Raw genomic sequence first — 15,802 nt, forward strand, 5'->3', positions numbered from 1 at the left:
TAAATTTCACGGTATATATTAATGGGTGAGTTGCTATTTTTATCTAGTTATTTTTCGTCAAAATTCTATATTTTTGAGTCTGGTTTACCTCAGCCTAGTCATTTTTTAATTTTAATTCTATTAATTTATTTTTTAATATTTAATTTTAAGGCGATAGGTGATAAAAGTTTAAAAGCTTTATTTATTTTTGTTTCTTATGTGGTAGTTGTTAATTTAATTTGGGCTATAATTAGTGGATCACAATCTTATTTAAACTCTATAGTTTTTTGGGTTTTTAATTTCTTAACATTTAGTATATTTATTAGTATTGAGAAAATTAGGTTTCCTTTATTTCAAAATATCATATTATTTTCTTTTATAATAATATTTTTATGTTGGTTATTGGGAGTCGGAAGATATAACTTTAATCCTCGATATAATTTTTTCTTTAATGATCCAAATCAATTGGCATTTTGGGTTTTATGTTCATTATCTATCTATCTGATTAAGCCTAATAAATTATCTCTATTTGTAATATTATTGGGTTTTCTTATTGTAATTTCATCAATGTCTAGATCGGCAATTTTGGGAATAGTTTTAATATTTTTAGGATATACTTTTAATTTTAAACTAAATATTAAAAGTATTTTTTTTAAAGTTATTTCTATATTTATATTATTTGTCTCTATTAATATTATTATTTATAATAACCAAGATGAAGTGAGCTATTTGATAGATAGGTTTGCAGAAACGGATATAGAAGATCAAGCTGATATTAGAGGTTATACAGCTCTTGGTAAATATCCTGAGTATTTATTATTTGGTGGTGGCCAAGGAGAATATAATAGATTTTCTTCTACAAATCATGAAATACATTCTACTTGGGCTGGCATACTATTTTACTATGGATTTATAGGACTATTATTATTTTTAATTTTTTTATGGACTATCTGGTCCAGGTTGTCATTTTATGAAAAAATAATATTTCTAGCACCATTGGTATATGGATTTTCTACGTATGGTCTAAGAGCATCAATATTTTGGTTTTTTCTAGCTACCTATGTCATGCACGTTAAATTTAAAAATCCTGGAAATAAAGATATATGAAGTTATTATATGTATTACCGAACTTAAATGTAGGTGGAGTATCTAGAGTTGTTAATGAGCTTGCTACAGGGATGATGCAGAATGAACATCAAGTAATAATAGTTACATTGAATGAGCACTATAGACAGGTACGAATTTTAAATAATATAAAAATTATTGAATTGAAGGTTAAATATAAAAAAGATCTGCTTAGAGGAATTTTAAAATTAATAAATATAATAAAATTTGAAAAACCAGATATTGTTCATTCACATACAGTTTATTCCCATATATTTGTTCGTGTGGCAAAAATATTTTGTACAAAACCAAAATATATTGCAAGTGAACATGGGACAATGAATTATTTACTAAGTAAAGGTATTGGCTTTAAATTAATGAAATTTACTAATAGTTTTTCTGACTTGATTACTAATGTAAGTCAGTCTAGTGTCGAAAGTTATGTAAAATATAAGATAGTAAATAAAAATAAAATTATATGTGTATATAATGGTATAGATTTAGAGGAATATTATTGTTTGAAAAAAACACATAAAATTAATAAAATATTATATGTTGGTAGAATATCTAAAGAAAAAAATCTTCATTTACTAATAGATTTCCTAAAGGCGTTACCTGAGGGGGCTTACAAATGTGATATTGTTGGTGATGGCGATCAACTAGAAGCTATTAAACAATATGCTGTAAGCCAAAATGTTGAAAATAAAGTAATATTTTTAGGAAAAAGACTAGATGTTCCTGATATTATGAAAGAATATGATATTTTAATACTTACCTCCTTTACTGAAGGATTACCAACAGTGTTGATTGAAGCTATTGCTTCGAAATTATTAGTCTTATCAACTGATTGTGGTGGCGTGAAGGAAATTTTAGAAGGTTTTGAATATTTAGTAGTTAACAACAATGATAAAAATGATTTATTAAATAAATTTTTGAATTTAGAAAAAATGGATTTGGATCTAATAAGAGAAAGTTTATATCAAAAAATTAAGAATAATTTTTCTAAACAGATTATGATATCTGTTTGGGAAAATATTTATCAAGATATTGTTGAAAATGAGTAATATATGTCTTCTTTAGTTTCTATTATGATTCCAGTATATAATGCTGAAAGTACGATTGCTATGGCAATTAAATCATTGCAATATCAAACATACTCTAATTGGGAATGTATTATTGTAAATGATGGTTCTACTGATAAAACTTTAGATATTTTAAATAAACTTGCAATTAAAGAACCGCGTCTTAAAATTTTTTCTTTTAATAATAATAAAGGACGTGGTACTGCACGACAATTTGCATTAGAAAAATGCCAAGGTAATTTAATTGCCATGTTAGATGCAGATGATTGGTATTATCATGATAAATTAGAAAAACAGGTCAATTTCTTAAATCAACATCCTGAAGTTGTTTTGGTTTCTTGTGGTATGGTTATTCAAAGGAATAAGGAGTGTGTTGGAGTTAGAGGTATTCAAAATGAAAAAATAGATCATTTTAATCAACCTATGCCTGTGCCTGTGCCTCATGCAAGTAGTATGTTTAGACGTGAAATTGTAAATGGACATACTTATGACTTAGAGTTCAAGTTAGGACAAGACATGGATTTTTTAAGACGTATTTTAATTGGTCATCAATATGCTAAGCTTGATTATGCAGGATATGTGTATGATGAGTATATTTCAAATACCCCTAGCAAGATTTTTAGTAGTTATCGATTCAGTGCTAAAGGTTATTTAAAATTTTTTAAAACTTATCCTATAGTTTCTATAAGATATGCAATTTTAGAATATCTAAAAATTATTCGATTAAAAATTTATACGAGATTATTTGGTTTTAACTCAATCATAGAGAAACGTTCTATAGCTATAACTGAAATTCAAAAAAATGAATTTCTTAAAAATTTAGAGATGTTAAAAAATCATGAGTAGAATCGTATTAATTGGAACCATTGCTTCAAGTTTTTATAACTTTCGTAAAGATCTTATTCTTTCCTTATTAGCAAAAGGTCATATAGTTTATGCTTTTATATCTGAATATAAACATGAAGATGATTTAAAAAAGGTTATGGAATTAGGTGCTATTCCTGTTGTTTATAAATTACATCGTGGTGGCTTAAATCCGATTGCTGATATTAAACAAACTTATTTACTTGCTAAGAAGATAAAAGAAATAAACCCTGACTTAGTTTTTTCTTATTTTACTAAGCCTGTAATCTTTGGAACCCTAGCAGCTAAAATTGCTAAAGTTCCAAAAATTGTTGGTATGTTGGAAGGATTGGGATATACCTTTACGGATCAACCTGAAGGGTTATCTAAGAGAACAAAATTTATTAAAAAGATACAAGTTTTTTTATATAAAGTATCTTTACCATTCTTAGATAAGGTGATTTTTTTGAATCCTGATGATCCTAGAGATTTGTTAGAAAAATATAAAATCAAGGTAAAAGAAACGGAAATTCTTGGTGGTATTGGTTTAAATCTGAACGATTATCCTTATAGATGTATTAATCATGAAAAAATAAATAATAAAATAACTTTCTTATTTATTGGTCGTTTGTTAAAAGAAAAGGGAATTCATGATTTTGTAGCGGCATCAAAAATAGTTAAAGCCTTATATCCAGAAGCAACATTTACTATATTAGGTCGTATAGATACTGCTAATATGGGTTCATTGTTACAATCGGAATTAGATAATTTGATTAATACTCGAGTAATTAATTATCCTGGTTTTGTATCAAATGTAAAAGATTGGATTGTCAATAGTGATGTTTTTGTGTTGCCTTCATATCGTGAAGGAGTACCACGTAGTACACAAGAGGCTATGGCGATTGGTCGTGCTATTATTACTACAGATGTTCCTGGTTGTAGAGAAACAGTAGTTGATGGCACTAATGGTTTTTTAGTACCTAAATGGAATCCTGAAGCATTGGCTGAAAAAATGATTTATTTTATAGAGCATCCTGAACAGATTCTTATTATGGGAAATGAAAGCCATAAAATAGCAGTTGAAAAGTTCGATGCAGAGAAAGTTAATCGAAGATTAATAAAAATTTTAGGTCTATAAATGTTAAAACGCTTACTTGATATTGTCATCGCCTCCATCGCCCTGATCTTGCTTTCACCACTTTATGCCTTTGTAGCCTATAAAGTAAAAAAAAATCTGGGCTCTCCCGTCTTGTTTCGCCAGGTACGTCCCGGTTTACATGGCAAGCCTTTTGAGATGATTAAGTTTCGAACTATGACAGATGAACGGGATGAACATGGTAATTTATTGCCGAATGAGCAACGTTTACCGAAATTTGGAAAAATGTTGCGTGCAACGAGTCTGGATGAAATGCCGGAATTGTGGAACGTGATTAAAGGGGATATGAGTATTGTCGGTCCACGACCATTACTTATGGATTATTTACCTTTATATAATGAAGAACAAGCCAAACGTCATAAAGTTCGTCCCGGCATGACGGGCTATGCGCAAGTCAATGGGCGAAACTCTATTAGCTGGGAAGAAAAATTCAAATTGGATACCTGGTATGTAGAAAATCAGTCAATCTGGCTAGATTTTAAAATCATGTTTCAAACCGTGAAAAAAGTATTGGTTAAAGAGGGAATTAATCAATCAGAAGAAGTAACTATGACTCGCTTCTTGGGTAATAAAAAAGATGGGCAGTAGTTTAAAACGTTTATATGCAATTTACGGTGCAAGCGGTTTTGGTCGTGGAGTCATGCCGCTTGCACGTGAACAGTTGATTGCTGAAAATATTCAAAATTATGAACTTGTATTTATTGATGATGCTGAATGTCAAAGTATAGTAAATGGCCATAAAGTTTATAGCTTTGAAGCCTTTCTAGAGTTAGGCGCTGCTGATAAATATATAGCTATTGCAATTGCTAACCATCATATTCGTGAGAAACTTGTTCAAAAAGTTGAACTATATAACTTGAAGCATTGGTCAGTAATCGCACCTACTGTCATTTCCATGGATGAAGTACAAATAGGTGAAGGTGCAATTTTATGTAATTACGTACATTTTACTTCAAATATTAAAGTTGGAAAATTTTTCCACGCTAACTACTTTAGCTATGTAGCCCATGATTGCATCATTGGCGATTACGTCACCTTTGCTCCCGGGGTGAAATGCAATGGCAATATCCATATCGAAGATCATGCCTATATTGGTACAGGTGTTGTGATTAAACAGGGTACACCTGACCAACCTTTAGTGATTGGTAAAGGTGCGGTAGTGGGTATGGGAGCTGTGGTTACCAAAAGTGTACCGCCCGGCGTAACGGTGATTGGCAATCCGGCACGGATCTTAGAGAAAAAATAAGTTTTTAAATTTTAAAAATTCAGGAAACATCATGTTAAACACTGCATTTGAACCATGGCCAAGTTTTACTCAGGAAGAAGCGGATGCGGTTTCCCAGGTTTTGTTGTCGAATAAAGTCAACTACTGGACCGGACAGGAATGCCGCGAGTTCGAAAAAGAATTTGCACGGTTCGCAGAAACCCAATATGCAGTGGCATTAGCCAATGGAACAGTAGCACTGGATGTCGCACTCAAGGCATTAGGTATTGGCGCAGGGGATGATGTGATTGTGACCTCACGTACCTTTCTGGCCTCGGCCAGTTCTATTGTAACTGCAGGTGCCAATCCTATTTTTGCCGATGTCGAACTGGACTCCCAAAATATCTCCCGCCGTACCATTGAAGCGGTGATCACACCCAATACCAAGGCCATTATCTGTGTACATCTGGCTGGCTGGATGTGTGATATGGACCCAATCATGCAATTGGCAAAAGAAAAAGGCCTGTATGTGATTGAGGATTGTGCCCAAGCCCATGGCGCCATGTATAAAGGAAAATCTGCAGGTTCAATCGGTCATATTGGTGCCTGGTCATTCTGTCAGGATAAAATTATGACCACGGGTGGTGAAGGCGGCATGGTCACCACCAATGATGAGAATCTGTGGAAAAAGATGTGGTCCTATAAAGACCATGGCAAGAACTTTGACAGTATATATAACAAACAGCATCCACCGGGATTCCGCTGGCTGCATGATTCCTTTGGTACCAACTGGCGCATGATGGAAATGCAGGCTGTGATTGGACGGATTCAATTGAAAAAGATGTCCGAATGGACAGCACAGCGTAATGCAAATATGGAAAAAATTTATGCTGCATTTGCAGACAGTCCATATTTTAGCGTCCATCGTCCATCCGATGATTATGTGCACGCTGCCTATAAATGTTATGTGCAGGTCAATATCGATGCTTTGCCTGAAGGCTGGTCACGTGACCGGATCATGCAGGAAATCAGTGCGCAGAATGTGCCTTGTTTCAGTGGCTCCTGTTCAGAAGTTTATCTCGAGCATGCTTTTGATAATACGCCATGGCGACCAGCGCAGCGTTTGAAAAATGCGCAGCAATTGGGTGAAACCAGTCTGATGTTTTTAGTTCATCCTACTTTAAGTGATGAAAGTATTAACAAAACAGTCACCGCAATTCAACAAGTTATTAATAGAATAGTTGCTTAAACTTTAAGAATATAAGTGCACCGTGTTCGGTGCATTTAACTTATATAGAATATGTTTTTAAGTTACTCATCGCATTGTGACTTATTAAAAATTTATTAGAATTGAGACAACGCATCCAGTGAAATCGATCATTACGCCTTTCGTAGAATCACCACGAGCCGCCAAACTTGCATTTTTAATTATTCTAGATTTTTGTGCTTTTCCTGTCTTGATCTGGCTATGTTATGCCATTCGCCGATTCGATTTAGGCGCAGAGGTGGTACCAAATCTGGCTTTTGGTGCGGTTTGGGTCAGTGTAATTGCAGTCGTATCCCTATTTGTGTGTGGGGTCTATCGCTTTATTGTCCGTACTTATAATGAAGTGTTTATGATCAAGATGGGGCTAGCGACGGCATTGACTGTCGCTGGTCTTTATGCATTGGCTTATTTTACCCCGGCCTTTATTCCGACCTCTATTCCACTCATGTTCGGCTTTATGATGTTTGCCTGGATCTGGTTTAGCCGGGGCATTATCCGTTTTATTATCCGTTCCTATTTGCAGGCTGACGTACAGAAAAAACGCATTGCGATTTATGGCGCGGGTAATGCAGGCCAACAGGTCGCTGCTGCACTATATCGTTCCAATCAGCATTTACCCGTTATGTTTATTGATGACAAGCGCTCCTTGACCGGACAGCAGCTGGGTCGACTCAAAGTCTATGATGCCCAGACTGCCTTAAAACTCATGCGCAAGCAAAAAATTGATGAAATTTTAATTGCCTTGCCTTCTGTAGGGCGGGTCCGTAAAAGTGAAATCATCAAGTTTTTAGAACCGGCGCATTTAAAAATTACCGAGATTCCGGGGCTGACCAAACTGGTGGATGGTGAAATCCGGATTTCTGATATTCAGGAAGTGGATATTATCGATTTGCTGGGGCGTGATCCGGTGCCGCCAGTGCCGGAGCTGCTGGCCAGAAACATTAAAGATAAAGTGGTGATGGTCACCGGTGCGGGCGGTTCGATTGGTTCAGAACTCTGCCGCCAGATCATTAAAAACCAGCCGGCCAAACTGGTTATTTATGAACTGACTGAATTCGCACTGTATAGTATTGAAAAAGAGTTACGCCTTAGCGCTAGCTGTGAAATTATTCCGATTCTGGGCTCTGTACTGGATGAATCCAAGCTGGAGCGGGTGATTGAACAATATGGCGTACAGACTGTTTACCATGCTGCCGCCTATAAGCATGTCCCACTAGTGGAGTGTAATCCTCTGGCAGGGCTGAAAAACAACGCCGTCGGAACTGCCTTTAGTGTGAATGCTGCGGTGAAAAAAGGTGTCGAAACCTTTGTGCTAATTTCAACTGATAAGGCGGTACGTCCCACCAATGTGATGGGAGCGACCAAGCGTATGGCAGAGCTGTATTGTCAGGCCATGGCCGAAGCCCAGAACCAGACCCAGATCAGTATTGTGCGTTTTGGTAATGTGCTCGGTTCTTCAGGTTCGGTGGTGCCGCTGTTTAAACAGCAGATTGCCAAGGGTGGACCAATTACCGTGACTCATCCGGAAGTGACCCGGTTCTTTATGACCATTCCGGAAGCTTCGCAACTGGTGATTCAGGCCGGTGCTTTGGGTACCGGTGGAGATGTATTCCTGCTAGATATGGGTGAGCCGGTACGAATTCAGGATCTGGCACGACAAATGATTGCGCTGAGCGGACTCAAGGTTCGAGAAGAAAAAAATCCAGATGGTGATATTGAAATTCAATATAGCGGATTACGTCCGGGCGAGAAGCTTTATGAAGAGCTGCTGATTGACGAAGAAAATACGGAAATTACCGCGCATACGCGTATTCTGCGTTCTGTCGAAAAACATTATCCATTGGCAGAAATTCTGGCAGTATTTAACCGTATACATGAACTTACCGCGACTCAGGCCGATATTGAATGGGCACTGGCACAACTGGAACATTATGTCGACGGTTATGTACGCGGTAACGAAATTAAAGTGAACTAGGTTTTTATAGATATGATCAAAAAAGCAATTCTCCCTGTGGCGGGTCTAGGTACGCGTTTCTTACCTGCCAGCAAATCCATTCCGAAAGAGATGGTGACTGTCGTGGACCGCCCTGCGATTGAATATGTGGTCCGTGAAGCGGTTGCTGCTGGAATTGAGCAGATTATTCTGGTGACCCATTCTTCCAAGGCTTCGATTGAAAACTATTTTGACCGTAACTTTGAGCTTGAAACCACCCTTGAGCAAAAAAACAAAACCGACCTGCTGAAAGAAATTACGGAGATTCTGCCTGCAGGCGTGAGTGTGATTAGTGTACGCCAGCCACAGCCTCTGGGTCTGGGCCATGCAGTACTGTGTGCCAAAGCAGTGATTGGCGATGATGATTTCGCGGTGTTGTTGCCGGATGTGCTGGTCAAGGATCAGGATCCGGAAAATGATCTGGCACGCATGATTCAGCGTTATGCTCAATCTCGGGCTTCACAAATCATGGTAGAAGCGGTACCTGAACATCTGGTCGACCAGTATGGCATTGTTGAAGTTGCTGCATCACCTGAGGAAGGGGAAAGTATCGTCATGCAGGGAATCGTCGAGAAACCGGCCGTCGGTACTGCACCTTCAAATCTATCTGTGGTCGGACGTTATATTCTGCCGGCAAAAATCATGCAGCTTTTGGAACAGACCCCACGCGGGGCAGGCAATGAAATCCAGCTGACCGATGCGATTGCCATGCTGCAGCAAACCGAAGCCGTAGAAGCCTATCGCATGAAAGGTCAGACCTTCGACTGTGGCAGCAAGTTAGGTTATTTAAAGGCTGTTTTACATTATGGGATTGATCATCCTAAACTCGGCAGCGAGTTTAAAGCATTGATTCAGGAACTTGCTTTATAAGAAAGGAATATTATGAAAGTCGCAGTATTGGGAAAAACCTTATTTTCCGGAGTCATGTCGGCTCTTTTATCTGAATGTGGTCACCAGGTGGTCTGGTGTAACAGCTTCAATGCAGATGAGTCGGCCCGGCCCTATTTCCAGGATGAATCTCTACAACAATTACTGCAAAAACAGGAAAAATCTGGCTTTTTAAACTGTTGCGATTTTCAGCATCTGGATTTTAATCAGGATGTTTTTTTCTTTAGTTTTAATGCGACTGAAGAACAGCAGGCATTTCAGATGCTGGACACCATCCGGCATGCCTGTTTTGCCCATCCCAAACTAATGATTAATGCTTCGACCTTTGGCTTGCATGGCACCCAGCGCTTTCAGCAGTTGCTGCCGAATGATGACTGGATTTATCTGCCAGATATTATTCAGGAAGGGAATGCACTGCGTAGCTTTACTCAGGCCACCCAGCTGATTGTGGGCTGTGATCATGCAGATATCCAGCCAAAAATCAAAGAACTCTTACGTCCTCTTTTTCCACGCGCGCAGCAGTATTTATTTATGCCGGTGCTGGATGCCGAATTTACCAAGCTGAGTATTTCCGGCATGCTGGCCACCCGGATCAGTTATATGAATGATCTGGCCAGTGTGGCAGAAAAACTGGGCATTGATATTGAGCAGGTGCGTCAAGGCATGGCAGCAGATAACCGGATTGGTTCTGCCTATCTGTTCCCCGGCGTTGGTTTTGGTGGAGAGAATTTCTCCCATGATATCCGGACGCTTACTCACGCCGTGGCAGATTCAGGGGTAAAAAACCAACTGCTGGAACAGGTCTGGGACATTAACGAACAGCAAAAAGAATTATTGTTCCGTAAACTCTGGAACTATTTCCGTGGAGACTTGAAGGGTAAAGTCATTGCGATCTGGGGTGCAGCCTTTAAGGAAAATACCCCGAGTATCCAGCAGTCTCCGGTACATGCCATGCTGACCGCTTTGTGGGCGCAAGGTGTGACGGTCAAGTTACATGACCCTCAGGCAATCGCAAATATTGAAAAGGTCTATGGGCCACGGGAAGACCTGATTCTGTGTAAAGACCAGTATCAGGCCGTGGAAGGGGCGCATGCCTTGTGTCTAATGACGGCATGGAAACAGTATGGCAGTCCGGATTATCCATATTTGATCAAGCTGATGCAGCATCCTTTGATTCTAGACGGACGTAATCTGTATGATCCGACGTATGTCAAGACACGTGGTTTTAATTATATTGGGGTAGGACGTTAATGTTGAGCCATTTTAATCCAAATCTCGACACTGAAACTGTGTGTCAGAAACTCGCCTCGAACAAAGAACAGCTTCAATCTGAGCATTTGCGGGAGCTGTTTGCTGCTGACCCGGAGCGCTTTAATCGATATTCTATCCAGTTTGAACAACTGCTGTTTGACTATAGCAAACACAGAATCAATAAAAATGTGCTGCAGGGCCTGATCGAATGGGCCGATGCACAGAACCTCAGATCCTGGATTGGCTCCCTATTTTCCAATCAAAAAATCAACTATACCGAGCAGCGTGCTGCCATGCACTGGGCACTACGCCTGCCTAAACAGGATCAACAGCATGCTGATCTGGCAGCGGATGTACATGCCCAGCTGGAACGGATGTATGCCCTGGTGGAACAGATTCATGCCGGACAGCGCCGCGGTGCTACCGGTGAAGTGATTCAGGATGTGGTCAATATTGGTGTGGGCGGATCAGATCTGGGCCCCTTGATGGTCACGCATGCTTTATCGGATTTTAAATACCAGTCTGCCCAGCCACTCAACGTACATTTTGTTTCGACCATGGATGGCAGTCAGCTGTCCGAGCTGTTGCATCAGCTGCGTCCGGAAACGACACTGTTTATTATTTCCTCCAAATCCTTCGGCACCATTGATACTCTGACCAATGCCCAGACGGTACGCTTATGGCTGGAAAAGACTTTAGGCCAGCATCCCTATATTCTTAAGCATCATTTTATTGGAGTATCAACCAAACCGGAAAAAATGACCGCGTGGGGTATTGCGCCCGAAAACCAGTTATTGCTTTGGGACTGGGTCGGCGGGCGTTATTCACTCTGGTCCTGTATCGGACTGCCAATTGCCTTGAGTATCGGGATTGAAGGCTTCAAGCAGCTGCTGGCGGGTGCCTATGCCGTTGACCAGCATTTCCAGTACCAGCCTTTTGAACGCAATATTCCGGTATTGATGGGATTATTAGGGGCCTGGAATACCAATTTTCTGGATATCCAGACCCATGCAATTCTGCCTTATGATGGCCGGCTGAAATATTTTGCCTCCTATCTGCAACAGCTGGAAATGGAATCCAACGGCAAGTCAATTCAGCGCAATGGCGAAAAAGTCCAGTTCGATACCTGCCCGATCATCTGGGGAGAAGTAGGACCGAATGCCCAGCATGCCTTCTATCAGTTATTGCATCAGGGCACTCAGTCAGTCAGCTGTGATTTTATTGCACCGGTAGAGCGTTATAACAGCCAGCAATATACTTATGCAGACAGTGCCGAAGCATTGGTAGAACAACATCATTTGGCCTTATCTAACTGTCTGGCGCAATCGCGCTTACTGGCTTTTGGCAATGAAGCACTGGATCAGGCTGAATTGGCAAGCTTGCCGGCCTATAAGCAGTATGAAGGTAATCAGCCAAGCAGTACACTGTTGCTGCAAGAGCTCAATCCATACAGTTTAGGTATGCTTATTGCACTCTACGAGCATAAGGTATTTGTCCAGTCTGTGCTGTGGAATATCAATCCGTTTGACCAGTGGGGCGTGGAAAAAGGTAAGGAAATTGCCAACCAGTTATTGCCCATACTGAATGGTGAACAGACCGATCTGGATGGTCTAGATGGCTCAACCCAAGGTTTAATTAAAGTTCTATTAGGAAAGTAAAATGGCGAAAATTCTGGTCACAGGCGGGGCAGGCTATATTGGTTCACATACCTGTGTGGAATTGCTGAATGCCGGACATGAAGTGATCGTACTGGATAATCTGTGCAATAGCTCAGCTGAATCCTTAAACCGTGTCCAGCAGTTAAGTCAAAAAAGCCTGACCTTTGTGGAAGGTGATATTCGGGATAGCCAGTTACTGGATCAGGTCTTTCAGCAAAATTCGATTGATGCGGTGATTCATTTTGCCGGACTGAAAGCTGTTGGTGAGAGCCAGCAGATTCCTTTAGCCTACTTTGATAATAATATTGCCGGTTCCATCAGTCTGGTGCAGGCGATGCAGCGTGCACAGGTGTTCAAACTGGTCTTTAGCTCTTCAGCTACGGTTTATGGTGAAGATAATCCCTCACCTTTAAATGAAGAGATGCCTACCGGAATGCCAACCAATAACTATGGTTATACCAAACTGATCGTAGAGCAGCTACTGGAAAAGCTGGCTGTGTCTGATGAACGCTGGTCGATTGCATTATTGCGTTATTTTAATCCGGTCGGTGCGCATAAAAGCGGCCAGATTGGGGAAGATCCACAAGGGATTCCCAATAACCTGATGCCTTATGTGACTCAAGTGGCTGTAGGTCGTCGTGAAAAACTGTCTATTTTTGGGCAGGACTATGACACGGTAGATGGCACTGGCGTGCGTGATTATATTCACGTAGTGGATCTAGCCAATGCACATTTATGTGCCTTGAATAACCGTCTGGCCTCCCAAGGCTGCCGGGCCTGGAATATTGGTACTGGCAATGGCATTTCAGTCCTGCAAGTCAAGAATACCTTTGAGCAGGTGAATGGGGTTGCTGTTCCATTTGAGTTTGTACCACGTCGTGAAGGCGATGTGGCGATCTGTTTTGCAGACAATAGACGTGCTGTACAGGAACTTGGTTGGGCAGCTAAATATGGCTTGGAAGATATGCTTGCCGATAGCTGGAAATGGCAGAAGCAGAATCCCAAAGGATATGGATCATAGATATGAATTTTATTTATGGGGTTATTTGTCATCAACTTACCCATTCACTGGTTTTTCTGGTGAATGAGCTGCTGAAAAGTCCTCATAGTATTATTCTTATTCATGTCGATCAGAAAGCCGACCTTGCCCCATTTCATACTCAATTCGGACAGCATGATCAGGTATATTTTTTAGCAGACCGGACAGATGTACGATGGGGCAGCTATAGCCAAATCGAGGTTATGTTAAAACTCCTGCAGGAAGCGCAAAAATATGATTACGGCTATTTTTTCTTCCTGTCTGGAGATGACATTCCTTTATGTTCCAATACGGCAAGAGAATTATTTCTAGAAAAAGAATACCAAAAACAGACCGAGTTTGTGGGTCATGATGATTTAGCAGATGATGTGGAACAACGGGTTAATGTCCTGTATTTACCGATTATGTATCAGAAAGCTAAATCACCATTATTTCAGTTCCTGAACAGATGGGTATTATGGTATTGCCGGCACTTCCGTAAACAGGATATTTCTCATTTACCTCAACTATATAAAGGTTCAAACTGGATTACCCTCACCGATCAGGCGGTGACATTTATTCTGGATTATCTGGAAGCGAATCCGGATTATGCAAAAACCTTTAAATCTTCACTCTGTGCAGATGAAATCTTTTTCCATACCATTATTTATAATTCCCATTTTCAGCAACGCATCTATCATGCCCAGCATAGGATAGAGGATTGTGAAACAGGGCTAAGATATATTGACTGGGATTCCGGGCCGGATTATCCAAGAACTTTAGATGTGTGTGATTTTGATAAAATGAAGCAGTCAGGCATGCTGTTTGCGCGAAAAATGAATACAAATATCACAGTGGATATACTCGAAAAACATTTTCCATAAAAGCTTCAGGCCGGAAAAGTACCCTAAAAACTGGAATCTTTTCTCTGGTTTAAAGGGTACTTTTTTCAGGTTTTTTTTGAGGACTTAAGCTTCGCCCTGGATCAGCTGGGTTAGCTCATCGACATAGTCCTGCATTGGGCGTGGATTATGATCACGGCGGCTTTCAATATTCAAACGCAATAATGGTTCAGTATTGGAGGCGCGCACATTAAAACGCCATGTGCCAAAATTCAGGCTGACGCCGTCGGTCTGGTCAATTTCTGGTTTTTGATCGGCATAATGATCGAAAAGTTTTTGGATGGTTGCCTGGGTATCGGCCACTTTAAAATTAATTTCACCTGAGCATGGGAACTTGGCGATCATTTCTTCCACAAGAGAAGATAAGGATTTTCCTGTTTCAGACAGTACCGCCATAGCCAGTAACCATGGAATCATGCCGCTGTCACAGTAAGCAAAATCACGGAAATAGTGATGGGCACTCATTTCCCCGCCATAAGCTGCATTATGTTCACGCATGACATCTTTAATGAAGGCATGCCCCGATTTTGATTGGACGGTAATCCCCTGATACTGCTCCACCACATCCAGCGTATTCCAGACCAGACGCGGGTCATGGACAATTTTTTCACCAGACTGCTTCAGCAGGAATGCCTGCGCAAGAAGGCCAACAATATAATAACCTTCAATGAACTGACCTTTTTCATCGAACAGGAAGCAGCGGTCAAAGTCGCCATCCCAGGCAATGCCCATATCCGCACCATGCTGAATGACCGCATCACGGGTGCTATCACGGTTTTCAACCAGAATTGGATTCGGGATGCCATTCGGGAAGTTACCATCGGCCTCATTGTGAATTTTGACAAATTCAACCGGAATCTGTAGCTGTTGAAACTTCTGTTCAAGCGCATCCACCACATGACCTGCGGCACCATTACCGGCATTCATCACCAGTTTCATCGGGCGGATTTTTGCCGGATCGATATAGGTCATCAGGTGGTCGATAAATTCTGGCAGGATATTATATTTTTCCGTATGACCTTTTTGGCTAACTTCAAGGAATTGCCCTGATTCGGCCAAGGCCTGAATTTCTTTCAGACCGGTATCTGCACTGATCGGACGGGCATTTTCACGCACCAGTTTCATCCCATTATAGTCCATCGGATTATGGCTGGCAGTAACTTCAATACCACCCTGGACATCCAGGTGGAAAGCTGCGAAATAAACTTCTTCGGTCCCGGTCATGCCAAGATCCAGCACATTGACCCCGGCATCATTCAAGCCGCGAATAGTGGCCTGTTTTAGCTCTTCACTGCTGAGTCGTATATCACAACCAATGGCTACTGTTTCAGGTTGATAAATCTGTCCATAAGCCCGGCCAATTTTGTAGGCAATTTCTTCGTTGAGTTCTGTGCCCAGCTTGCCGCGAATGTCATAGGCTTTGAAGCAAGTCAGTTTTGTCATTTAGAGGCTCTCCA

14 protein-coding genes are annotated in these 15,802 nt (G+C 40.4%); 13 read left to right on the forward strand and 1 reads right to left on the reverse strand.

Annotation, left to right across the window (positions count from 1 at the left end; genetic code table 11):
* The first annotated feature begins 21 nt into the window (after positions 1-21).
* The 13 genes from H9629_RS07770 (at position 22) to H9629_RS07830 (ending at position 14,327) form a co-directional block, all read left to right on the forward strand.
* Entirely contained in the window at positions 22-1,086 is a 1,065-nt protein-coding gene (locus H9629_RS07770) for a hypothetical protein (RefSeq protein WP_191730849.1), read from the forward strand.
* Positions 1,083-2,147, forward strand: a complete 1,065-nt coding sequence (locus H9629_RS07775; protein ID WP_191730850.1) for a glycosyltransferase — start codon at positions 1,083-1,085, stop codon at positions 2,145-2,147. The genes H9629_RS07770 and H9629_RS07775 overlap by 4 nt, the downstream gene beginning before the upstream one ends.
* A 3-nt stretch (positions 2,148-2,150) precedes the next feature.
* The gene (locus tag H9629_RS07780) at positions 2,151-3,011 is read left to right on the forward strand and encodes a glycosyltransferase family 2 protein (protein WP_191730851.1); all 861 of its coding nucleotides are present in this window, start codon (positions 2,151-2,153) and stop codon (positions 3,009-3,011) included.
* The gene (locus H9629_RS07785; RefSeq protein WP_191730852.1) at positions 3,004-4,146 is read left to right on the forward strand and encodes a glycosyltransferase family 4 protein; all 1,143 of its coding nucleotides are present in this window, start codon (positions 3,004-3,006) and stop codon (positions 4,144-4,146) included. Before H9629_RS07780 ends, H9629_RS07785 begins: the two co-directional genes overlap by 8 nt.
* The gene (locus tag H9629_RS07790; RefSeq protein ID WP_191730853.1) at positions 4,147-4,752 is read left to right on the forward strand and encodes a sugar transferase; all 606 of its coding nucleotides are present in this window, start codon (positions 4,147-4,149) and stop codon (positions 4,750-4,752) included.
* The gene (locus H9629_RS07795) at positions 4,742-5,410 is read left to right on the forward strand and encodes an acetyltransferase (protein ID WP_191730854.1); all 669 of its coding nucleotides are present in this window, start codon (positions 4,742-4,744) and stop codon (positions 5,408-5,410) included. Before H9629_RS07790 ends, H9629_RS07795 begins: the two co-directional genes overlap by 11 nt.
* Positions 5,411-5,441: 31 nt before the next feature.
* Entirely contained in the window at positions 5,442-6,617 is a 1,176-nt protein-coding gene (locus tag H9629_RS07800; RefSeq protein WP_191730855.1) for a DegT/DnrJ/EryC1/StrS family aminotransferase, read from the forward strand.
* 118 nt (positions 6,618-6,735) lie between these two features.
* Positions 6,736-8,610 carry a polysaccharide biosynthesis protein gene (locus H9629_RS07805; protein ID WP_191730856.1) on the forward strand — a complete coding sequence of 625 codons (1,875 nt, stop codon included), beginning with the start codon at positions 6,736-6,738 and terminating at the stop codon, positions 8,608-8,610.
* Between the two features lie 12 nt (positions 8,611-8,622).
* A complete protein-coding gene (galU, locus tag H9629_RS07810; RefSeq protein ID WP_064096906.1) occupies positions 8,623-9,498 on the forward strand; it encodes a UTP--glucose-1-phosphate uridylyltransferase GalU in 876 nt (291 codons plus the stop codon).
* Positions 9,499-9,510: 12 nt separating this feature from the next.
* Positions 9,511-10,767, forward strand: a complete 1,257-nt coding sequence (locus H9629_RS07815; RefSeq protein ID WP_191730857.1) for a nucleotide sugar dehydrogenase — start codon at positions 9,511-9,513, stop codon at positions 10,765-10,767.
* Positions 10,767-12,425, forward strand: coding sequence for a glucose-6-phosphate isomerase (gene pgi / locus H9629_RS07820; RefSeq protein WP_191730858.1), 1,659 nt, complete (start codon positions 10,767-10,769; stop codon positions 12,423-12,425). Before H9629_RS07815 ends, pgi begins: the two co-directional genes overlap by 1 nt.
* A gap of 1 nt (position 12,426) precedes the next feature.
* A complete protein-coding gene (gene galE, locus H9629_RS07825; protein ID WP_191730859.1) occupies positions 12,427-13,446 on the forward strand; it encodes a UDP-glucose 4-epimerase GalE in 1,020 nt (339 codons plus the stop codon).
* A gap of 2 nt (positions 13,447-13,448) precedes the next feature.
* Positions 13,449-14,327: a beta-1,6-N-acetylglucosaminyltransferase gene (locus H9629_RS07830; protein ID WP_191730860.1), complete on the forward strand. Its 879-nt coding sequence runs from the start codon at positions 13,449-13,451 to the stop codon at positions 14,325-14,327.
* Positions 14,328-14,411: 84 nt separating this feature from the next.
* On the opposite strand, the gene H9629_RS07835 is transcribed toward H9629_RS07830, so the two are convergent.
* Positions 14,412-15,788 (reverse strand): phosphohexomutase domain-containing protein, encoded by a 1,377-nt coding sequence (locus H9629_RS07835; protein WP_191730861.1) that lies wholly within the window; start codon positions 15,786-15,788, stop codon positions 14,412-14,414.
* Positions 15,789-15,802 lie beyond the last annotated feature (14 nt).

The organism is Acinetobacter pecorum (genome assembly GCF_014837015.1).
Lineage (GTDB): Bacteria > Pseudomonadota > Gammaproteobacteria > Pseudomonadales > Moraxellaceae > Acinetobacter > Acinetobacter pecorum.